This is a genomic window from Ruficoccus amylovorans, assembly GCF_014230085.1.
GTDB classification, from domain to species: Bacteria; Verrucomicrobiota; Verrucomicrobiia; order Opitutales; family Cerasicoccaceae; genus Ruficoccus; species Ruficoccus amylovorans.
The window spans coordinates 326,898-349,052 of sequence record NZ_JACHVB010000014.1; the positions used below are offsets into that span (position 1 = coordinate 326,898).

The 22,155-nt window shown below is 57.5% G+C and carries 17 protein-coding genes; 12 read left to right on the top strand and 5 right to left on the bottom strand.

Annotated features, from left to right (window positions below):
• Window positions 1–5 precede the first annotated feature (5 nt).
• The 8 genes from H5P28_RS19570 to H5P28_RS05955 all read left to right on the top strand — a co-directional run bounded on the left by H5P28_RS19570 (window position 6) and on the right by H5P28_RS05955 (window position 8,744).
• Entirely contained in the window at window positions 6–2,252 is a 2,247-nt protein-coding gene (locus H5P28_RS19570; RefSeq protein ID WP_221773367.1) for a phage tail tape measure protein, read from the top strand.
• Window positions 2,253–2,306: 54 nt separating this feature from the next.
• Window positions 2,307–2,537 carry a DUF6364 family protein gene (locus tag H5P28_RS05925; protein WP_185674793.1) on the top strand — a complete coding sequence of 77 codons (231 nt, stop codon included), beginning with the start codon at window positions 2,307–2,309 and terminating at the stop codon, window positions 2,535–2,537.
• Complete coding sequence (locus tag H5P28_RS05930; RefSeq protein WP_185674794.1) at window positions 2,527–2,958, top strand: PIN domain-containing protein; 432 nt, start codon at window positions 2,527–2,529, stop codon at window positions 2,956–2,958. The genes H5P28_RS05925 and H5P28_RS05930 overlap by 11 nt, the downstream gene beginning before the upstream one ends.
• Window positions 2,959–3,075: 117 nt before the next feature.
• The gene (locus H5P28_RS05935) at window positions 3,076–4,275 is read left to right on the top strand and encodes a hypothetical protein (protein ID WP_185674795.1); all 1,200 of its coding nucleotides are present in this window, start codon (window positions 3,076–3,078) and stop codon (window positions 4,273–4,275) included.
• Window positions 4,272–5,750, top strand: a complete 1,479-nt coding sequence (locus tag H5P28_RS05940; protein WP_185674796.1) for a phage BR0599 family protein — start codon at window positions 4,272–4,274, stop codon at window positions 5,748–5,750. Before H5P28_RS05935 ends, H5P28_RS05940 begins: the two co-directional genes overlap by 4 nt.
• Before the next feature lie 123 nt (window positions 5,751–5,873).
• Window positions 5,874–6,293 carry an NlpC/P60 family protein gene (locus tag H5P28_RS05945; RefSeq protein ID WP_185674797.1) on the top strand — a complete coding sequence of 140 codons (420 nt, stop codon included), beginning with the start codon at window positions 5,874–5,876 and terminating at the stop codon, window positions 6,291–6,293.
• Window positions 6,290–8,254, top strand: a complete 1,965-nt coding sequence (locus tag H5P28_RS05950; RefSeq protein ID WP_185674798.1) for a hypothetical protein — start codon at window positions 6,290–6,292, stop codon at window positions 8,252–8,254. Before H5P28_RS05945 ends, H5P28_RS05950 begins: the two co-directional genes overlap by 4 nt.
• Window positions 8,255–8,279: 25 nt before the next feature.
• Complete coding sequence (locus tag H5P28_RS05955; RefSeq protein ID WP_185674799.1) at window positions 8,280–8,744, top strand: hypothetical protein; 465 nt, start codon at window positions 8,280–8,282, stop codon at window positions 8,742–8,744.
• 352 nt (window positions 8,745–9,096) lie between these two features.
• Here H5P28_RS05955 and H5P28_RS05960 read toward each other — a convergent pair whose 3' ends face one another.
• From H5P28_RS05960 to H5P28_RS05980, 5 genes are all read right to left on the bottom strand, one after another.
• Window positions 9,097–10,893: a glycoside hydrolase family 2 protein gene (locus H5P28_RS05960; protein ID WP_185674800.1), complete on the bottom strand. Its 1,797-nt coding sequence runs from the start codon at window positions 10,891–10,893 to the stop codon at window positions 9,097–9,099.
• A 148-nt stretch (window positions 10,894–11,041) separates the two neighbouring features.
• Window positions 11,042–12,097 (bottom strand): beta/alpha barrel domain-containing protein, encoded by a 1,056-nt coding sequence (locus H5P28_RS05965; protein ID WP_185674801.1) that lies wholly within the window; start codon window positions 12,095–12,097, stop codon window positions 11,042–11,044.
• A 31-nt stretch (window positions 12,098–12,128) separates the two neighbouring features.
• Window positions 12,129–13,124, bottom strand: coding sequence for a class II fructose-bisphosphate aldolase (locus tag H5P28_RS05970; RefSeq protein WP_185674802.1), 996 nt, complete (start codon window positions 13,122–13,124; stop codon window positions 12,129–12,131).
• A complete protein-coding gene (locus tag H5P28_RS05975) occupies window positions 13,121–14,104 on the bottom strand; it encodes a carbohydrate kinase family protein (protein ID WP_185674803.1) in 984 nt (327 codons plus the stop codon). Before H5P28_RS05975 ends, H5P28_RS05970 begins: the two co-directional genes overlap by 4 nt.
• Window positions 14,105–14,123: 19 nt before the next feature.
• Window positions 14,124–15,629, bottom strand: a complete 1,506-nt coding sequence (locus H5P28_RS05980) for an L-fucose/L-arabinose isomerase family protein (protein WP_185674804.1) — start codon at window positions 15,627–15,629, stop codon at window positions 14,124–14,126.
• Between the two features lie 161 nt (window positions 15,630–15,790).
• On the opposite strand from H5P28_RS05980, the gene H5P28_RS05985 reads away from it, so the two are divergent.
• From H5P28_RS05985 to H5P28_RS06000, 4 genes are all read left to right on the top strand, one after another.
• Window positions 15,791–16,654 carry an AraC family transcriptional regulator gene (locus H5P28_RS05985; RefSeq protein ID WP_185674805.1) on the top strand — a complete coding sequence of 288 codons (864 nt, stop codon included), beginning with the start codon at window positions 15,791–15,793 and terminating at the stop codon, window positions 16,652–16,654.
• A 420-nt stretch (window positions 16,655–17,074) separates the two neighbouring features.
• Entirely contained in the window at window positions 17,075–18,967 is a 1,893-nt protein-coding gene (locus H5P28_RS05990; protein WP_185674806.1) for an SGNH/GDSL hydrolase family protein, read from the top strand.
• Between the two features lie 172 nt (window positions 18,968–19,139).
• Entirely contained in the window at window positions 19,140–20,228 is a 1,089-nt protein-coding gene (locus H5P28_RS05995; protein WP_185674807.1) for a LacI family DNA-binding transcriptional regulator, read from the top strand.
• Window positions 20,229–20,562: 334 nt separating this feature from the next.
• A complete protein-coding gene (locus H5P28_RS06000) occupies window positions 20,563–22,131 on the top strand; it encodes an autotransporter outer membrane beta-barrel domain-containing protein (protein ID WP_185674808.1) in 1,569 nt (522 codons plus the stop codon).
• Window positions 22,132–22,155: the final 24 nt, after the last annotated feature.

A 22,155-nucleotide genomic window follows, 5' to 3' on the forward strand; every position in this document is an offset into this window, starting at 1 on the left:
TATAGATGGCCGATTCCCGTGTTAGTGTCCTGATTGATATCCGTTCCAAGCTGGCCGGACTGGAGCAGGCCACGGCAGGCTTCGGCAAGTTGATCAAAGGGGTGGCCGGTTTCGCCGCCGCCTACCTGTCGGCCCGAACCGTCATTAGCGGTGCCCGTGACATCATCAAACTGGGCGCGGACATGGATCACCTTCACAGCCAGACGGGGGTGGCGGTCAAAGACCTGATCATCCTCCGACAAGCCTTCGAGGACAACGGCATCAGCGCCGATAACTCACGGCTGGCCATCAACAAAATGCAAAAGTCCCTCGTGGAGGCGTCCGAGGGCTTGCAGGAGCCGGTCAAGGCCTTCGACGCGCTCGGCTTGTCCTACGAGGACCTGATGGAGAAAAGCCCCACGGAGCAGTTCAGCGAAATTGGCAACGCCATCCGGGCCATCGAAGACCCGGCTGAACGCTCGGCGGCGGCTATGCGGATTTTCGGACGGGCCGGGGCCGAACTGCAGAGCCTGTTCGTTTCCGGGGACATCGACGATGTGGCCCGTTCGCTGGGGGCGATGCCCGAGGTCATGGAACGCAACGCCCGGCAGTTTGAGCGCATCGACACGCTCATGGGCCGCATCCCCAACAAGTCCCGCCAACTCTTCGCCGGGATCGGGGATATGCTGGCCGACGAGTTGCTTGGCCCACTCGAAGCGCTCAACTCGATTGACCTGACAGCGGCGGGTCAACGTATCGGGGGCTTTCTTGATCTGGCCCTGGAATCGTTCCGCGACGGCACCGCCGCACAGTTTATCGGCCTGTCCATCGAAGCGGGTTTCGAGACGGGCACGGAAGCGGCCCAGCGCATGATCGACGATGCGCTCGGATGGCTGGGCGAGGATGGCGAAGGCTGGAAGGTAGTCTTGAACGGCGTCATGACCTTCGGGACTAAAGCGGCCACCAGCCTGATTGACCTGCTGGAAACGCCGGTTGTGTGGCTTTCGGCGGGGTTTCGGAAAATCGGCTCGGAGGCCCGGGTGATCTTTGAGGAAGCCGTCAATCTTTTGGGCCGCGCTTTCTCCGCTATCCTCAACGCGATCACGGCTGGCTTTGAAAAACTGCTCAACGGTGTGATCGAACGGGTCAACGCCATCACCGCCGCCCTGCCGTTCACGGACGGCACCCAGATCGGAACGGTCAGTTTTGGCCGTGTCGATTGGGGCAATAACGCCGTCAAACCGGCGCGGGAGTTCAATGACCTGCTGGCCGAACAGCGCGAGGGCGTTGCGGAACTCTCCGACCTGATCCGCGACCAGTTGAACGCCAACCTCGATGCCAGCCGGGAAATCCTCGGATTGTCCGCCGATGAATCCGAGCGGGGCCTGACCGCCGCCGAGCGGCTGAATGCGCTGATCGAAGAACGCATCGCACTCCGTGAAAGCCAGGCAACGCCCGATGGAGTGGAACCGGCCACTTCGCCCACGGAAGAAATCGCCACGCAGATGGAGGCACTGGAGTCCACCGCGACCAATACCTTCAGCAACATCAACAGCGCCCTGCAATCGGGCCTGTCCAGCAGCATGGAGGGACTGATTACACGCACGCAGACCTGGCAGGGTGCCCTGCTCAATGTGACCGGCACCATCCGTGGATCGCTGATCCAGTCTTTCACCCAGATGGCAACTAGTTGGATTGCCGAGCGCCTGCGCATGTTCGTCATGGGCGAATCGTTGAAACAGGCCGACACCACCAGCACAGTGGCGCAGGAAGCGGTCAAACAGACCGCGATGACTCCCACCGCCATGCTAGCCTCCATCGGCTCGTGGGGCGCTGCCGCCATCATCGGGGCGGCGGTGCTGACCGCCGTGTTGGCTTCTGTTGGCGGCTTTGCCGAGGGTGGTTATACGGGGCTGGGCGGTAAATACGAACCGGCAGGCATCGTCCACCGGGGCGAGTTCGTCGTTCCCGCCGATGTCGTCGCCCGTCAGGGACCGGCTTACTTTGACAACCTTGTGGGTCAGTTGCGGGTCAATCGGCCCGCACTCCCGAGCCTGCCTCCTGAAAGCTGGTCCAGCCGGACCTTTGCGGAGGGCGGGCTGGCTGACACCGTGTCCGCAACGCGCACCCAATCGCAGGCGGGTGGCCAAGTGAACATCGCCGTCACCGGTACCCGCAACGACCTGCGCCGTTTCCTCGAAACCACCGAAGGCGAAACCGCCGTCCTAGATATCATGAGCCGTAACAAACTCCGACTCGGCATTCCCGGATAGTCCTACTCAGTTGGGGAGCTTGACAGCTGCACGTAATGCACATAATATGTGCATATGAAAAATTTAACCCTTCGCATTGAGGAGCCCAAGCTCAATCGGGCGCGGAAGATTGCCGCCGAGCGTTCCACCTCGGTCAATGCCCTCATCCGTGATTATTTGGACGATCTGATTGCGCGGGAGGACCGGCAGGTGCAGGCTCGGGTTGAGCTGCTGGAGTTGTGCCAGACGTCCAAGGCCAGAGTTGGGAACAAGAACTGGTCACGCGGGGATTTGTATGATCGCTGAATGCCTGCTGGACACGAATATTCTGGTGTATGCGGTGGACGCGTCCCCGGAAAACCGGACCAAGCAGCGGATTGCGCGTGACCTGATTGGTCGGGTTGATTTCGGCACCTCCGCACAGGTCATGCAGGAGTTTTACGTGACCGTCACCCGCAAGCTGGAAACGCCACTGCCCCCCGAAGACGCTCTGGCGTTTCTCGACAAACTCAGCATCTTTGCGAGTGTGCCGACTGATTACGGACTAATCAGCGAGGCGATTCGCAACTCTGTTAAATATCAGGTCTCTTATTGGGATGCGGCGGTGATCGCTGCTGCCGAGCGCTTAAAGGCCCACACGCTTTATTCCGAAGACCTCAATCACGGACAGCAATACGGAAGCGTCACGGTCATTAATCCCTTTCACGATGAAAAAGCCCAAAAGTAAAAAGGCTCTGCGGGGTAGGGCAGAGGTTCGGCTTCAGATGAAGGTAGTCGAGCGGGTTATCAAGCGTTACCGCAACGCCCTACTTAAGTTGACGGGTTGACATTTGTTCCGGTATGCATGCCGGAACAGATCGACAACCACACGCTCATTCCCTTTGCGCCAGACTGGTCGTTCGCGCTCAAGCACCGGCAGGCGCACCGCTCGTCTGTGGCCGAGGGCGTGACCGGACTGGAGGAGAGAGCCTCGTGGTTTACCAAACCGCGCCGGAGCGGTAATTATACCATTGCGATCGACACCGCTGCCCGGACCTTCGCGGTGGAGGCTGTCATTCGGGCAGCGCAGGAATCGGCCAAGGCTGCCGTCCCTCGATGGGGGAGAGAGCAGATCGTTGCCCAAGTAGCCGGGAATACCGTCACGCTGGAACGTGCTGCCGCCAACATGACTGCCGGGCAATGGGTGGGGACGACGAGACCCTTCGGGGACATCACTGCTGCCGCCAAGATCGCTTCCGTGTCCGGTCCCGTGCTCACGTTGGAGGAAGCGCTCCCGTGTGTGGCGGGCGACATACTTCTCCCCATTGATCTTGGTCGTATCGAATCTGTGGATACGGAACTGCTTGGCGGCAGTGGCCGGGCCTTTGAAATCAGATTCAAGGGAGCGACGCAGCTGGAGGCGATCAGCGCTGAATTTGTTTTTACCGAAACTGATACCGAAAGCAACTGGCTCTCGATTTTGGCCAACCTCTACTTCCTATTCTTCATCGACACCTCGGGAAGTATGAACGCGGATGTGCCAAACGTCACCGCCGCCGCCAACAACTTAAAAGTGCTCCTGCGCGATGTGATCTACGGGGGCGACCAGGAGAAGGCCGATCACTTTGTCCGTGTGCAGAACTGGTCGAGTGAGCGCTGGCTGGATCGGCTGGCTTACCATATATCCGGCGAGGAAGCCGCCCGCTACGTCTCACTCGCCTTCATCAACGAGGCCAGCAGCGGTTACCACCGAGTGCCACGCGTTCCGGAGAACGAACCGACCAGTTCCTTCACGACCGATTACAATAATTTTCAAACGGAGTACGCCCGACGCGAGTTTTCCCGCTGCAAGGTGTATTCGGTCGATCCGACTGCCAGCAGTTGGGAAGATGATCATGAGGCGTTCAACGCTCACCTGGCCGCCGCCGTCTCGGGCGCGGCCAGCTACGCCGCTCTCGGCCCGGCGCTGGCCTCGCAGTACGTCCTCTATGAAGTGGGCATACCTTCGGGACGCACGGCCCAGACTTACCTCAACGACATCTTTACCTTGCTCGGCTTGCGATGACCTACCTCGACATCCCCGTCTTCCCTTTGGTGGCCGATTTGGGCGAGTCCATGTGCCGGACCCTGAACTACGAGCCGGAAGTCACCGACATCGGCTTCGGGGCGCAACCCGCTATGCCAGTGCAGGCCAGCACACAGGAGCGCCTGCAAATTGTGACCGTTGCCCCGGACGCCGATGCCCTTGATGTGGTGGAGGCGTTCTTCAATGCCCGTAGCGGGCGCTTTAAGGCGTTCTGGCTGGCGACCGGCTCGGAGGACGTGACCGTGCTGACCATGTCGGCGTTGGCTGCCGTGTTCATCGAAACATCTGCCTTCTCCGACTGGTCGCACCTGAAGGGGAAGCACCTCGCATTCCGCTCGCTGGACGGCCAGTGCTTGCTTCGGAAAGTCCTGCTCGTCGAAGCGACCGCCTTCGCCACGCGCTCGCAGGTCACGCTCGACGCAGCCTTGCCCGCGAACGCCGACTGCTGGCAGGTCTCGCGCCTGCTCTTGGTGCGGCTTTCCAACGACGAGATCGAATACGAATTCGAGGCCGACAACCACGCCCGCATCCGCTTCACCGGCATCGAACTGCCCGAGGAATACGCCGTCCCCAACGCGCTCGCCACCCGTCGCCCGGTCTATCTCTACCGCATCACCCGCCGCTACGGGGTGCGCGACATCTACTCGCTCCACCTGACCAGCCACGATATCCCGGTCAACTGCGGCGTCATCTGGCAGCCGGTGCCCATTGACCATAGCGGTCTGTCCGTCTCCACCGAGGGCGATACCGACAAGCTGAACCTCGAACTGTTCGCCTGGGAAGGGAACCCCTTCGAGGACTGGCTCCCCATCCACATCGGTCAGCCCACGGGCGTCGTCTTGAGCCTCGCCCATGTCGATGAAGTGACCGGCCTCGTGCTGGAGGCCCCGACCATCCTGTTCCGGGGCATCATCGAATCCGTCACCCGACAGGGCTATACATTGAAAGCCAAGGCGGTCAGCCCGCTCTCCTACGGCGAAAAGCGCGTTCCGCGCTTCTACCTCCAAACCCGCTGCAACTACCAGCTCTTCGACGGCTCCACCTGCCGCGTGCCCTCGGCCACCTACCGACTGACCGGCACCATTGAAGCTATAGACACGGACGGCGGCAGTATCGATTTCGAGTCCGCCTCCCTCGCGGACAAAGCCGCCGACTGGCTGGCGGGCGGCTATATCGAAATCGGCACCGCCCCGCAGGTCGAAGTCCGCACCATCCGCTACGCCGAAATCCTCTCCGCGACCCGCCATCGGCTCTACCTGAACGCTTCCCTGCGCATTTCACAAACCGGGGACTCTTGTTCGGCCTGGCCCGGTTGCGACCGAACCCCCGATTCCTGCAAGCAGCGCTTTGACAACTTCGTCAATTACGGCGGCCACCCCTTCATCCCCTACGAAAACCCGACTCTCAAGGCCATGTCCCTCGCCACCCCCGCTTCCGGCGGCGGCAAGAAATAAGGCAGAGCCTTATGATCCTCGGTGCTCACGCACCGTGATGGGGCGGTGCCCCATCGCTCGCGTTGCTCGCTGCCCCCTTTTATAACGATGAGACCCTTCTTTAAAAATCCTGAAAGAGTAAAAATGTTGGACACGGAAGCCCGGCGTTGGATCGGCACGCCCTTTGTGCCGTTCCAAGGCGTGTGCCAGGGCGGCTGCGATTGCGTCCACCTGGTGCATCAACTGGCCACCGCCTGCGGTTTTCCCCACGAGTTGAAGCCGCCCCGCTACACGCTGGACGCCACCGCCCACCGGGAGGATTCGCAACTTCGGGAGTATCTGGAAAGCATTCCCGACTGTGTTCGATTGGATGATGGCACGCGCCTTATGCCCGGCGATCTGGTGACGTTCATCATGGGCCGTGCCCCGCATCATCTCGGGATGCTGGTTACGCCGCCTGTATTCATCCATTCGATACGCGGGCTGGGAACCACGTTTGGCCAGTTGGACGATCCGACCTATGCCCGGCGTCGGGATGCCGTTTACCGCCTGATGGAATCATGAGCTTTCTCTTTCGCAGCACGCAGGCGGTAGCTGCGCCGGTCCAGAGCCTGACCAACGTTCAGGCCGAGCGCGTCGCCACCAACGAGGAGGCCCGACCGCTGCCGTGGGTGGCGGGCACCGTGCGCCTCAGCCTGACGTGGATATCGCCCGCCATCAACCCGCAGGCCATCCCCATCACCACCACCTACCAGAGCGGCAAGGACAGCACGTCCACCACCACCGTGGGCTACACCTATCAGGCGGCGCTCGCCGGGGCGATTTGCAGCGGGCCGGTCGATACCCTCCACGCCATCTACATCGACACCGTGAAGGTCTGGGAAGGCCCCCTTACGGCTGTGGCCGGGCAGTTCGCGTTCATCACGCTGCCCAATTACGGGCAGGCCCGGTTCTATTGGGGCAGCGATAGTCAGTTGGCCGACTCGCTGCTGGAGCCGCTGGGCCATCCGGCTTACCGGGGGCAGTGCTACGTCGTTTTTGACCCCTTGATTTTTGGGCGCGACCGCACATCCGCCCCGCAGGTCGAGTTTGTCGTTTCACGTCGCACGGTTATTCCCGGTTACACCAACCCGGAGCTTTCCGGGGACGTGTGCCCGATTCATGCCGCTATCGAATTGGCCACCCATCCCCGCTACGGACTGGGCATCTACCTGTCCGACTTTGACGGCAGTGGGGAAGAAACATCCGCCAAACTCGTGGAGGCCGACATGGGGATTTCGCCGCTCATCAACAACGCCCAATCGCTCCCGCAATCCCTTGCAGAGATGCTCGGCTACTTCGACGGTTTCCTCTACCAGAAAAACGGCAAGTACCGCTTCGGCTCGGCCTCGCTGCCGGTGGATTTTACCGACGCCCTGATCATTGATACCGCCGACCAGACCGATTTCCCCGAGATCGACAGCGACGCTTTCAGCCAGGTTAGTAGCGAGACCCGGCTCGTCTATACCGACCGGGACCGCGAGTTTAAGGAGTCGGTCGCCATCCACCACGATGCCGCCGCCCACGCGCTCAACGGCACGCAGGAGCCGGTCACGTTCCAGCGACGCTGGATCACCCGGCAAAGCGTCGCCAACGCCCAGGTGTCCAAGGCGGGACGCCGGGCCGCGCTGCCCGAGGTAGGCGGCAAGGTGATGGTGCATTATTCGAAGGGTATCGGGCTCAACCCCGGCGACCCGATACGGCTCCGTCCCTTCCCGCAGGCAAACTACCTGCTCAACTGCCGAGTGACAGGCATTGCCCACCGACGAAGCGACGACGCCGAACTGGAACTTCAGTTCGTGCTCGATGTGGCCAACCAAGTCTCCGGCGTCACGCCCGCTCCCTACACGCCGCCCGAGCAGCCGACCTACGATGCCGACCCGATGCCCTTCGAGGCTGTATTCGTCTTGCCCGTCGAGTTATCCGGTGTGGCTGAGCCCGAGATGGCACTGGCCCATCTCGGCGTGCGGGCGCACAGCCTCATCACGGGCTACAACGTTTTTCATTCCACCGATGACCTCAACTATGCCTTCCTCTCACAGGCTCGGTTCTTTGCTGTCACCGGCACGCTGACGGCCGATCTTCTCGAAGACGGGGCAGATGCCGTGATCGACGCGCACGCCGTTGACCGGGCCACGTTGGCCACCCAGACGCCGTCACAGGCCGACGCCGACACCGTGCTCATGTTCCTCGGTGACGAAATCCTTTCCGTGGAAGGCTACGTGGTGGGCGCGGACGGCACCGTGTCCCTATCCAACTTGCGACGCGGACGCTTTGGTACGCTGGCCGTGGACCACGAAGTGGGGGAGCGGGCGTTTCTCATTCGGCGTGAACACCTGCATGTGCTGCGCAAGGACGCCTTCCAGCAGGACAGCTCCCATTACTTCAAAAGCACCTCTTACACGATCGCCAAGGAACAGGACATCGCCACCGCGCCTGTCCTGCCGCTGGAGATCCCCGAGCCTCTGGTTGACAATCCCACGTAAGAGTAACCTCAACCCAAGGATCATTATGGACCCGGTCATCACGGAAATGGCGGCAAGCGCCGTCGCAGGCGGACTCTTTCAGGGAGTTTCGGAAGTCTTCAAGCTCGGACAGGGCTTCATCACCACGCTACGCGATGTGGCGATTTCCAATAACGAACAGGCCCGCAAGAACGCGGAGCTGAACAACGCGAACGCCAATGCCGCCGCCAAGCGCACTCAGCCCTGGCTCACGGCGACACTGGCCATCATCGTGATCGTGGCGGCTTTTCTGCTGCCGTTCATCGCCGGTTGGATGGACATGCCCACCCAGATCGTCAGCAACGAAGAGCCGTTCTCCATGCTCTGGGGCCTGATCACCTTCGGCGGCGGCAAGATCGTCACCCAAGCTCAGGGCTTTGTCCAGGGACCGGAGTTCTGGAGCACCGTTCGCATGGTCGCAGGCTTTGTCTTCGGCGTGAAAGCCGTCTCCACCGGCAGCCGGTTGTTCTAATCGGTGTCCGTCAGTCCACCTTAATTGTCACGTTTATGAGTTTTTGGTTTGGTGTTAGTCGTTTTTAATGCCCCTACTGCTTACGGAGGAGAGGACTGCTTGCTAATGGCCTTGGGCGTCAGGGGATCGCTTTGCTAAGTTGAGGAGAGGGAGAGATATTCTTCAAGCGGACGGGCAGGGCATATGCCGGATTGTTGAAGTACCACCTGATAGGTGCGGACTGCTTCTTTCGAGGCGATTTATTCGTCGGTGATATGTCACAGGCATTCATGAAAGCCAGCAACAGCCAGACCTTCGCTCGTACGGCGGACGGAAGAAAACCCATCTGGTTTCGCATTTCCCCGAGAGCTATTCATGCGTCTACCTCCGTTTCTGTCGTGTCAGTGAAGCATGCTTTTACAGCTACGAATGCTTCTTTGGGGCGGCGATATTCGTCGAGCGTTCCCTTATTGTTGAATGTGCGGGGTCGCATCAGCGACCTCCCGCCGCTGTATGTTCGCACGTCGCTGAAGTGCCAGAGCAGAATGCCGCTGTAGCGGGGAATGTCGAGGACTGCCTCAATGGCCGCTTTCAGATGACGGGCCTGATAAGACTCCGTGAAAAAATCCCCGTGGGCGTCACGCCACCCGTAGAGCCCTTCGGCTCCGATTTCGGAGATGACCACCGGTTTGTCGGTAAGACCGCGTTCGTCCACCGAGGCGACAATCTCCTCCAGTCGCGTGCGGATAAGGGCCAGCGGTTTGTCTGCCTGTTCACAACCATACCAGCCCGGATAGGTGTTGACGCTGATGAAGTCCACCAGATCAAAGTACTGATCGGTGAATGCATACATCGATGCGAAGGTGATCAGTCGCTGCGGGTCTTCCGCGCGCAGAAGAGCCACGGTTTCCTCCATGACCGGACGCACGTAATCCGAGTCGGTGCCCGCTTCGTTCAGAAACCCCCAGCAGAATACGCAGGGGTGGTTGTAGCTTTCTCGCACCATGGAGAGGAGAGCCTGACGATGGTCTTCGACGAATTTTGCGCTGGCAAAGGTTTTTTCCCGCTGGCCCCAGCCTAGATTTTCCTCCCAGACAAGTAGGCCGAGTTCGTCGCAGAGATCAAGGAAGCGCTGGTCCTGCGGGTAATGCGAACCGCGGACGCAATTGCATCCCATCGCCTTCATCCACTGTATATCCGAGAACATTTGGGAGGGCGGGGTGCACGGGCCGTAGTTGGGGTGCCATTCGTGGCGGTTGACCCCCTTAAGAACCAGTGGCTCGTCGTTAAGCCACAGTCTGCCATCCCGTGCCTGGATTCGCCTTAGGCCAAAGCGGACGAGTCGACTGTCCTGCTCTTTGCCGTCCTTGTCTTGCAGAAGGATTTTTAACTGGTGCAACTCTGGCGCTTGCGGGGACCACAGGCGTGGCGAGGGAACGCGCAGATCGAACCGGAAAGAGCTATCTGAATCGGTGCGCGCGCGCAGGGATGTAAGAAACTGGCGTTCGTGTCTATCAACGATCACCATGAGATCAAACTGCTTTCCACACGGTTCGCCACCGACTAAAATGTCGACCGTGATAGCACCTGAGCGGTAGTTCTCACCAGGTGTCACTCGGATATCTTCCAGCCACGGCCCTTCGGGCGGACGGATGCGGAGTTTTACCTCACGCAGAATGCCGCCGTACTGATAGAAATCGAAGTACGGCTCGTGCATGGGGGTGATCTCGAAGTTGAATCGGTTGTCAACCAGAACCAGCAGTTCGCGTAAGGAGTGGGGCGACGGCGGAATGCTGACCCGCATAGGTTCGTACCCGCAGGCGTTTTCCCGCAGGAGTTGCCCGTCCACATACACACGGCTCCACAACGACAGCGCTCCGAACCACAACTGGGCCGCGCAACCAGGCGGAATTTCCAGCGAGCACCGGTAGCAGGCTAGCCCCCTTCGACCGGGCAGTGTCACCGACGCGTCGAAGGCCGAGGGCACGAGCACCTTTTCCCACGCGTTCTGCGGAAGTTCCGGCAATACATCGGTGGCGGTCTCACCAAGGAATATAAACTCCCAAAGGCCGTTTAGTGAGTATTCTGCATTTGTGGTCGTGTAGCAGGATGTGCTCGTGGGTAATGATGCAGGTATAAAATCAGGTCGATTCGTGGCCGGTTCTTTCATGGATGGTCGATACGGGCGAGAGTTGCGGGACATTGTTTTCAGCGCATAATATACTCATCTCGCTGAAGGTGAAGTACGAAGCATGGCGATGGTGATTTTTAATATCTAAGCTTAGGGGCAGAGTATTTCTTGCGAATACCTCTGGAGGTCAGGAGTAGCATTGCTGAGTTGGGGAAAGGTTGAGGTCTTCTTCAAGCGAACGGACAGCGGGTATGCCGGATTGTTGAAGCACCCCGTGGTAGGCTCGGACGGCCTCGACCGGGGAGATTTCGCCATCGGTGATGCAGCGCAGGAACTCGATGAAGGCCAGTGGATGTTCTGACAGGTTAATCTTGCGTCCGAACAGGGCGACTTTCGCGCCATATTTTTGGGCGTCATGAATAAGCTGAAAGGCGTCGAGGGTTGTCCCGGCGCTGCCACCGAGAATGCCGACTACGAGTGTGGAGTCGTAGGACACGAGTTCCTCCAGTGGTCCTGGGCCGTTGTAGGGAATTTTCAGAAAGAGCGGACGCCCGGCGCGGGTCACGCCGGCCAGACAGCGGATAATTGAATCGTTGAGAAAGCCGCCGACCTTGGCGGGCTCGATGCCGGGATCGACGTTGGGATTGAAGACTTCGAGGAAATAGCGGAAGCGTTTCTTTTCGGCCTCCAGCCGGAAGTCATGAAATTCTTCGAGCGCGCGGTAATCCCATTCCAAGTCGTTGGTAAAGGTGATTGAGTAAAGCCCCAGATCGGCTCCTGTGAACGGCTTGTGGGGATTCGTTTCGAGCTTGCCGTACTTGATGTGCTCAAGGGTCGCCGTGCGAAAGTGACGTGAGGGGAAACGGGCGTATTTGCCACCACGTACCGCCCATACGTCGGTCGTGTCATTGGCACGGGCTGCCGGAGTGATCGGTGAGTTGCGGAAAAGCTTTTCCTCGATAGCCAACTGCTCGACGTTGGAAGCTGACAGCAGCATGATATCAATCAGCCCCTGCTGAACAACCGCGCGGATCTGTTCGCGGTAGTCCGTGAGGGTTTTGTAGCAGCCGTCAATCGCGTTATAGCCGTGGGGACAGGTCCCGGCGCGATTGGGGCCCGGAGCGGTGATGCCGAAGGCCATGTCGGCGTCCTTGGCGTCGGCGAGGATGAAGTCCCGGCGCGTGGCTTTGCCCGCGAGGATGCGCGCAAGTTTCTGGTCGAGTGTTTTGGAAAAGTTGATCATGGTTCCGGTAAATGCGTGGGAGCGAAGCCGCTCAGGGCATCAGTACATTGAACATGCGGGTGCAGGTTTCCCGGACGGCGGCGCGGCGGACTCGGTGGACAAAGCTGCCGCAGGAGGTGTGAATGTTCCCCGTGCCCATCGATGCGCAGGCTTCCTGCAGGCTGAGGCTGGACTGCCAGGCCATGGCGGTGTAGAAGTTGACCTTGCAGATACCGTCTTGCGCTACAGTGGACAGCCTGTCGCCCAGGCTGCTGGTGCCATGTAGCGCCAAGATGGGACCGACTTTTTCTGCGAGCGTCCGCGCTAGTTCGCGCCGGTAGTAAATGTGCTCGCCGGGCTGGCCCCGGTGCTCGGTGCCCAGGCTGGGAACAATCAGGTCAACGCCGGTTTCGGCGACGAAGACGGCGGCGGTTTCCGGGTCGGTGAGAAAGGGCGGCGTGTCCTTTGGCTTGGCGGACAGGTCGGCTTGCGAAAGGATTTTGTCCGGGCAGCCTTCGACCACGACCGCGCCGCCGTGGCGCCGCACGTAGTCGCGGGTCAGCGCGATGTTTTCTTTCAGTTCACAACCGCTGGCGTCGAACATGATGATGCCCGTGCGCTCAATGAATTCGGCGTGCTCCATCAGTTCAATATCGGCCTCAAGGGAAGCCCAGCCGTGGTCGAGAAACGGAATGGCCTGCACTGCCGGGAAAGTGCTGGGGCGGGCGTAGGCGGCGATCCAGTCGAGCCATATCAATGCCCGCTCTACGACCGAGTAGGAAGGGATCGCCTCACAGAAGCCTGACCTTGTGAGTACCGATTTCAGGTCGAGGCGACGTAACTGGGGATGGTCCGGGTAGGAGGCGGTGATGCCGAGGCCGACGCTGATGCGCGGCAAGTCGTGCTGCTCGGCGAACGCCTGCGCGGCGCTCAGGACACCTTCCATTTCGTCAGGGGTTTCCGCGTTCGGGCAAAAAACGGGTGCTCCGGTAGCCCGGGCTTCCTGCAGGCATGCGAGCACGGCTTGGCGTTCGTGGATGATTTTCATACGCTTTCGGGATGGCGAGGACCGCGTTGGATCAATTGCCTGACCGCCTGACGTGTAGGCTCACTCAGGATGGAGGCATCGAAGCGGGCGAGCGCTTCTCGGTCGGGTAGGCGCGTGCGTCCGCCCAGAGCGGTGGCGACTTGGGCGGCAATCCAAGCGCCGTATTCCATGCGCATCGCCAAATCCCAGCCTTCGAGCAGGCCCACGGCGTAACCGCCGTGGTAGGCATCCCCGCAGCCGGTGGTATCGACGGCCTTTATACGGAAGGCAGGCTGATGGAGAACGTCGCCGCCGTTCCAGGCCCAGCTTCCCCGCAGGCCGTCGGTGATGAGCAGATTGCCTCCCGACCATTCGGCCAGGTGTGCCAGCGCAGCCTCGGGGGTAGCGGCGTCAGTGATTCCCCGGGCCGCCTCCCAGGGCATGATGATGTCGGACCCCAGCTTCAGGCAGCGGATCATCGCGTCCCGGTCGCCGTGTTCGAGGTCGAGCACGGTCCGAACCGGGCTGTCCTGGACGGCCTCAAGGATGCTTTCCATTGCCGCTAGTTCGAAGCTGTCGATGATGAGCAGGCGGGCCCGGCGTAACACCGTGAACGGGATGTCTCCCTTTTGCAGCGTTCTGTATTTACTCAGGTTGTAATAAACCGTCCGCTCGGCGGTGTTTGGGTTGATCTCGCACAGCGCGAGTGCGGGGGCGGCGTCCGGGTGGCAATTAAAGAGGTCTCCGTCCACGCCGCGACTCCGGAACTCCTCAATCGCGATGGCCGAGAGGGTGTTGTTTCCGAGATTGGCCAGAAAACCGGAGTGGTAGCCGAGGCGTCCGAGTTGGCTGGTGGTGCTGCCAGCGGGGGCTCCGCCTTGCAGCACCATGTCCGCCACCTCGTTCTTACCGCCGACCGTCACGTGCCCAGGCGTACGCCAAAGGACATCGACGGCGACCAGACCGACTCCGATTACGTCGAAAGCGGTGCTTTGTTCCATGGGGTTTCTATGTTTGGATTCAGGCGCTTAAACCGCAGGAGTTACCTGCGTTGGTGACCGGCTGATCCTTGACGCTGAGCCAGTGGTTCAGCATGGACAGGTCCCGGGCGAAGTGGCCGCGCCCCATCACCCAGTGGTGGTCAAAACCGTGGTCGAGGATCGTTCCCATCAATTGCTCAGCCGTGTGCGGGCCGACGGGCTCGACATCGGCATAGGCTCCGCGAAAGGCCATGGGTGAGTCGATCACGTTGCCTTCGAAGGTGAACGCACGGCTGCTGTCAGGGGAAAGGTAGCGGGTGACGGTGACGGGGCCGACTTCCAGCAGCGACTCGATCAGTAGACCCCAGGCGGTTTCCTCGTCAGCGTTTTCCAAAATGGAATGGCGGCGACACTCGTATTGCGTACCCGTGCGCAGGAGTCGCGTAGCGGAGCCCCCGCAGTGCCAGAAGCCAAGTACGTTGCGTTGCGGGTCCAGTAGCGAGATATCCGTCAAGGTCGGTATGGACGCGCCCTCGCGCACCAGATGCATCGCACACATGGAGACGAGGCCGTTCATGTCGCTCTCGTCGGCGGCGGGCAGGCCGTAGTCGTTGAGCATCGCGAGGGCACCATCGGCGGCGCACTTGTACAGGTCGAACAGCTCGGGCCAGCACTTCAGGGCGCAGCCGATGTGCCCGCCTTCGGCGGCGATCTGAAGCGTGCCCAGCGCGAGACGGATCGTCTTGTAAGCCTGTTCGGCGGGCACGTTGTCGTAACCGCATTGGGGAGACTGCGTCAGCGCCAGGCGAACGCGCTCGACATCTTTATCGGAGAAGCGATCACCCCGGTCGAAGGCGTATTCGAGCCCGATACGGTCGAAGCGGAAGCCGAAGCGATCCATGACCGCGAGTTCGTCGCACTCGGCATCGTAAAAGCCCGGAACGCGCCCGGAGCCCACGATGAGTCCCTTGCCGTTACGAAAGCGTTGGTAAGCGCGGACGCTGCGGGCGAAGCGCCCGATCAGTCCATCCTTGCCGTCGGCCGCGAGGTCCTTGAACATCCAAGTATAGCGCACACCGAGGCGCTTAAAGGCGTTGAGCACGAAGTTCTGGCAGCACAGGCTGTTGGCGGTCAGCCGTCCGCCTTTGACTTCGGGGTAGCCCCAACTGAACAGCGGCATGCGATGGTCGCGCAGCCAGCGGCCCATTTGCGAACCGATTTCGCCCGCCGTGTAGGATCCATGAAAAAGGATGACGCCTTCGATTCCTTCGGCCTTGAATTTGTCGAGCGCCTTGAGCAGTTCCTCGGGCGATTCGAAAGGTTCCTCCGCCGCGCAAAGTTTAAACGATTCGGCAGGAAGGGCCTCGCGCACCTGCTCGCAGGCCATCCGGTAGAGACGGGAAGCCTCGGCCCAGACAAAGTGCATTTTCAGCCCGACGCCGACCATGCCGATTTTGGTCGGGGCCGCTTTGGGCATGCGGGGAACGAGGTCACGGATTACCGGGCAGGCGACGCCTTGGGCGGGGAATTCAGGGTTGTTTTTCATCGTATTCAATTGGGTTGTTGTCCGCGGATAGTAACATCGGACAACATTTCACCGCTACCTGCCGGTTGACCAGTAATCCCAATATTTTGCTCAACTATCTAAAGATTGATGGATTTGTTGGTATAAATAAGGCAACATATCCTCCGGCCACTGATCTGAACATGAAAGCCGCCCTCGAAACAATCCATGAAACCCGACACGAAGCGTTTGCTTTTCGTGAATTCAACCAGGTGCGGTTTCAATCACCTTGGCACTATCACCCCGAGTTTGAGATCACCTTGATCGAGTCCAGCGAAGGGGAGTTGTTTGTCGGGGACCGCATCTGGCCTTTCTCGGCTGGAGAAGTCTATGCCTTCGGTTGCTCGCTTCCTCATTATTTCCACAACCCGGAGGGAAAACTGCGACAACGGGCCCGGGCGTTGGTCATCCAGTTTCTGCCGGATACCTTCGGCCCACAGTTCTTCGGTTTGGGCGAACTGGCCGCGATCCGCCGTTTCATCAACCGGGCACAAACGGGGTTCAAGCTGCACGAGCGCGCACGGGAAACCGCCGTTGCGCGCATCCGCCGGATGCGGCAGCTGGACGGAGCCCGGCGCCTCTTCGCGCTGTTTCACCTGCTGGATGACATGAGCGTGGCTGACGAGGATTTGGAGGGATTGAGCAGCGAGGGCTTCATGCCGATTCTGGACGCCGAAGCGAGCCAACGCATGGCCCGGATTTATCGCTATGTCTTCCAGGAACTCGATTCGCGTGTCACCCTGGCGGGGGCTGCGTCAGCGGCGGGTATGGCCGAGTCGGCTTTTTGTCGTTATTTCAAGCGGATGACCGGCAAACGCTTCACGGACTTCATTAACGAACTGCGCGTCTCTCGCTCATGCCGTGAACTGATTGAGAGCACACAATCGGTCGCGGAGATCGCCTTTGCCTGTGGCTACGGGAGCCTCTCGAATTATAACCGTTGTTTCAGACTGATCATGAAAATGTCACCCCGTGAATACCGAAGCAGGCATTCGACCCTAGGATGAGTCCGCCGCAAACGCCGTGAGCTTCAAGGGCAGACCTCATCTGAAGAACGGGCATCTTTTGGACCCCGGCGGTGTTCCTTTCATGAGGTGGTCTCCTAGCCCAGCCTCCGTGAAAGAGACTTGCCGGAACTTCAAAACGGCTCAGCCTCATGAGACAGATTAAAGCGAAGTTGCCAGTAGGATGAGCGTGTCTCATTGGGAAAACTTTTAATTGGGCTTGACTACTTAAGCTTTAACCATGAAGAATGCGTTTAACGTATATCGATTTTTAGCGTTTCATTGGAATTACATCTTATGCCCAACTTGTTGTGGGAGGGACGACGGATTATTCGGTTGCCTTTAGCCCAATTTCTCAGCGAAGGGCGGAGATGACAGATTTCGTCGTTCTAAGATTGTTCATGTGTTCAAACAGACATTGTCATGTATTTAACATTAAGGTTTTTCATTATCCACGCCATTTCGGTTTATTGTGCTTCGTTGTTGCTTGCTGTAGACGCCGACGATCCGGGGCGTTCGATGCGTGATGGGGAAGTGGAGGCCTCACAATTGTTGTGGTTCGAGGATTTTGATTCCGCGAATAGCTTGCAGCGTTTCACGGGCAACGCCGGCGACTATGAGGCAACCGGTGGCGAAAATGGTTCGGGCTGCCTTACCGTTACTGCTACCGAACCGGGAGTGGATGTTGTTGTCTGCTCCTTGAATCCAGAATTATTGCGAGGGAAGACTGTTGTTCTAGACGGTCAGCTTAGGGCTAAGAATCTGCGGCAGTATCACGATCAAGCTCATATGGGACCCAAGCTCACGATCTACTTTCGTTCGGCGAGTGGGGGAGAACAATGGCATGATCAGCCGAAAGAGTATGGGGACTATGACTGGACCGGTTTTCGGAACGAGGTGAAAATTCCCAATGACGTTGAGGCCGTGAAGGTGTTGCTGGGGCTTCAGATGGCAACGGGAAATCTTTCTTTCGATAACTTAAAAATCTATGAAAAGCCTAGACTAAGGTCCGCAACTCCGCGTCCATCAGAATCAGAGCTTGAAGCGGTTCGGGTGGATGGACTTTGCGCCACTCCTCGGCTCAAGCTATCAGGGGAGTGGGCCTTTAATGCGATAGTCGATACGATAAATGACGGAGTCTGTGACGAGTCGTTTAATGTTTCGCCGCTGGCCAAGGTCAAAGTATTTAATGAAGAGTTATCCTCTGTGCAAATATTCAAAGCCTCAGGCCCTGGCTGGGATAAGGGTAATCGACTGAAAGGCATCTATATGACTCCAGATGCACTTGAAGTCGATTCTGTGGTTGTCCGGAATCAACATGGGGTTGGAATGGAATTGGGGCGTGACTATTTGGTTGATCCGCGATGGGGTACTATCGGACGTGTGGAAGGAGGAAGCATCGGTGCGGATGAACCGGTTTATGTGGACTATTCTTTCTATCCGCAACGGATTGATTCAGTTTTTCTTAAAAACGGTCAACTGTATTATCGCGAGGGGAAACCTCTTGTCACTCAAGCTAGGCCCCCGGAGGCGGAGTCGGGAGAAGTGAGGGTTGCAAATATCTTTCTGTCCGGCAGGCAGGAACTACTGACTGAAGGCAATTTTTATCCGATCTTGGAAACGTCTTATCCCATCCGACCGAACCCAGTGGCTGACGAATTGCTTCCCGAAACGATGAAAAAGCTGCGCGATGGCGGGACTCTGCGTGTTTTAGCTTGGGGAGATAGTATTACAGACGGCGGATATCTACGTGAAGAAGGAGAAGGAGCCCGTTGGCAACGCCAGTTTGTCGAAAAATTGCAGAGAAGATTTCCCCAGGCGAAGATCGTATTAGTGACTGAGGCGTGGGGAGGAAGAAACACAAATGATTATTTCGGGGTTCCGGCGGGGCATCCGCACAATTACCGTGAAAAGGTTATCGCGCCCAAACCGGACTTGGTCATCAGTGAGTTCATCAATGACAGTTGGCATTCCCAGGAAAATTTCGAGCGAAATTATGGACAAATTTTGACAGACCTGAATGCGATTGGAGCTGAATGGATTGTGATTGCTCCTAGTTACCAGCGCGGGTGGGGAATGGAAGACGCAACGGGGCAAAAAAATATAGACGACGATCCCAGGGCGTATATAGCCATGTTGCGTAATTTCTCTAGCGCACATCGGATACCATGCGCGGACGTTTCGGCCCGTTATGGACGCTTATGGCGTCAGGGCATTCCGTTCCTGACGTTGATGACTAATCAGATAAACCATCCCAATCGTACGGGATTGGAAATATATGCGGATGCACTCATGGCACTGTTCCCCGAGTCCTAGTATGACGGAATGATCTGTGGGGGTGAGAGAGGCAGAGAGCGGACAATGTGGGATTGGAGCAAGCGCCGATCAATCTGATATCCCCCACCGCGCATGCTTTTTTGCGCTGGTGCTTGACCTTTTACATAGGGTATGACGGGATTAAAAAGTCTATTAATGTGGAACAACAGCAATGGGTGAGAAAGTAACTTTGGCAACAATCGCAAAGATGGCAAAGCTATCGACAGCTGCGGTGTCGAATTTTATCAACTGCACGGAGAACTTCCCGTTGAGCGAGGTAAAGCAGAGCGCAGTCATGGAAGCGATGAGGCAGTTTAACTACCGGCCCAGCATGGCTAGCAGTCAACTTCGCCGTAATAGTGTGCTGGCAGAAAAGGCGATTTTCATTTTCGGTTCGTATCCGACATGCCCGTCGTACGTCTCCTATCGTAACCCGATGTTATCCGAACTTCTGATTGTTCTTATCGATCAGTTGAAGTTGCAGTTGGGCTTGGCTATGGAGATTCGTTCCGTTGGAGATGAGTCAGATATTCAATCCTGGAATGAGACGATTGCGGATGCCGAGGCGGTCATTTGCTATGGGAAACTTGACGAGAAATTGCTGAGGTTAAGTGTGCGCCGTAATATCCCGCTCGTTGTTATTTCGGAAACGGACTCAATGCCGGTCGATAGTCTGAGCCCGTGGGCGAAGAAACAGGATATGGTATTCTGGAACGCGCGGGATCATCTCACCCTGATGCTCGATTACATGCTATCCAAGGGAGCGAAGCATTTGGCGTTTGTCAGTTCCTGTAATGTCAAAGCCAATCACCCCGAGTACTTCGCAATTGAGGCGGAGGCGAAGATTGCCAGTTTTCGGGAATTTCTTCTTCGGCATCCGGAGGTGAGTGGAGAATTGTATTCGCCGCCGAACTGGAAGAAGATTATACATATCGATTATGAATCCCGAAATACCTATGAATTTTTGCAGAATACGAGCCTGAAAGAGTTTGATGCGATTGTGACTCACAATGATGCAGTGGCGCAGGGCGTCGCTTGGGCACTTCAGCGGCAAGGACTTCAACTGGGTAAGGATGTTTTTGTCGGAGGTGAGGGTGATTATCTACACTGCCGTTACGCAATTCCTCAAATATCGACGGTCAGCTACGATAAAGAGAAAATGGCGGAGGCACTCTGCCGTATATTGAAGAGGAAGCTGACGGAGAATCGTCCGATGGGAGAATGTGTCTCCATCCCGAGCAATCTGATTATTCGCTGTTAGTCCACTCATCGTTTGATTGGAGAGTGGAACCACTGAGAGATGTCCGGTATGAGTGCGACACGGCGTATTTTGAGCCCGGTCGTTAGGGGGGGCAGGCGTGTCTTGGTCTTGTCGGGGGGCTCGCTTCAGACTACCTCGTTGTCACTGCTCCACCGGACTGACGGCAATGGGGTCATAAATTTTTAAGATTTTGATGGTTGACTCTGAAAGAAATATGGCTTTCTTTTAGAAATCGATTAACGTATAACGAATTCGCAACCTCGCTCACACGATAAATAGGACGGTTGTCCTTACGGTTTCGTTAACTTTTAAATAAACACACACCCCAAATACCATGAAAACTATACATCGTATCTATGCTGTTACCTCGGGCGTTGTTTCCTTATATGCCCTGATACCGAACTCATTCGCAGTTGAATGGACTGGCAGTGGTGCAACTCCGGAGTGGACTATTGGTGAAAATTGGCAGGGCGGTATTGCTCCTGTGAATGACGGGACGGCCGTTGTTGACTATGTACTGGGGGAGGGCGGAGTTTCCGTCGTTGATCAAGCTTGGTCAATTGGAACTATCAGTTTTCTTCAAGGGGCTGGCTCCTATCAGGTTTCTGGAGAGATGCTGACGATCAGCGGGAGTAATCCTGGGGTTGCATCGTCCAATTACATCATCAGGAATCGGTCTTCCAGTCAGCAATTTGTTAGTAATGACCTCCAGTTGTCGAACCATGGTGTTATATGGGCTGAGAATGCTGACTTAACTCTTACGGGGGCGATGAATATAGACAGTGGCCTTTATCTTTATTTACAAGCCCAGTCAGAACAAGCACTGACGATCTCGGGTAATATCTCTGGCGATGCTGGCACTCTTGCCCTTAATGGGGGGGGGAGCGTTGAGTTGAGTGGCACTAATGCATTTACCGCGAATACGCGCATTAAAGTATGGGGAGATACGACGCTTGTGTTAAGCTCTGATGGTGCGCTTGGTAATGTCACAAAAGATATATTGCTTGGTTCTGATTCAACTACTAGTGCCGGGACACCTGCCCTTCTTACCAATGGCGCAATAACAGTTACGCAAACAATACGCCTGACATCGAGCAGTGGAGACCGTGTTTCTACCGTTGGGGGGAAAAGCGCACACGTTTCCGAGTTTACCGGAAATATACTTCTGAATGGCACCTATCCGTCGAATGTTATGCCACTAATCGTTACTGCGGCCGAAGGAGGACGGGTCAATGTGCGCGGAAGCATCGTGCGTGAGGGGCATGCTACTGGCGATAAGGATACCATCACTAAGACGGGACTTGGAATCGTGGCTCTGTATGGGAATGCAAACCATTGGAGCGGTGAAACCCTTATTGAATCGGGGACTCTGATCGTGAATGGCATACTTAGCGCAGGAGGGGGTTCTGTCATTGCTAAGGACGGGGCTACGCTTGCCGGTGTGGGAACGATTAATCGTAATGTGCTGATCAAAACTGGGGCTACGCTTTCCGCTGGAGATATCGATACCGATGGGACAACGAGCCTGACAGGAATACTTGCTGTTAACGGGAATTTATCATCCGAGGATGGGTCGTTTCTGCTCTTCGATGTGGGAGATCGCCTGAATATCGACGGTGATGTTGCTTTTGGGGCCAGTACTGTCAGTTTTTCAAACATCGCTAGTTGGAGTGATGGTCGCCATTTACTGATCAGTTACACGGGGAATATGACCGCGAATGAATTGGCATTGGCCTTGGATGTGCCGTCCGGTTGGACTCTGGATGCCACCACAACTGGTGAAATCGCCGTTATTGTCATCCCGGAAGCTGGCGGTGCATCGATCTTTCTCGGAATTATTTGCTCGCTGATCACGCTATACCTTCGCTCCGGGGCAAAGATGAATCGTCGCAAAATGCAATAACAACTTCGGACATTTAAAAATATC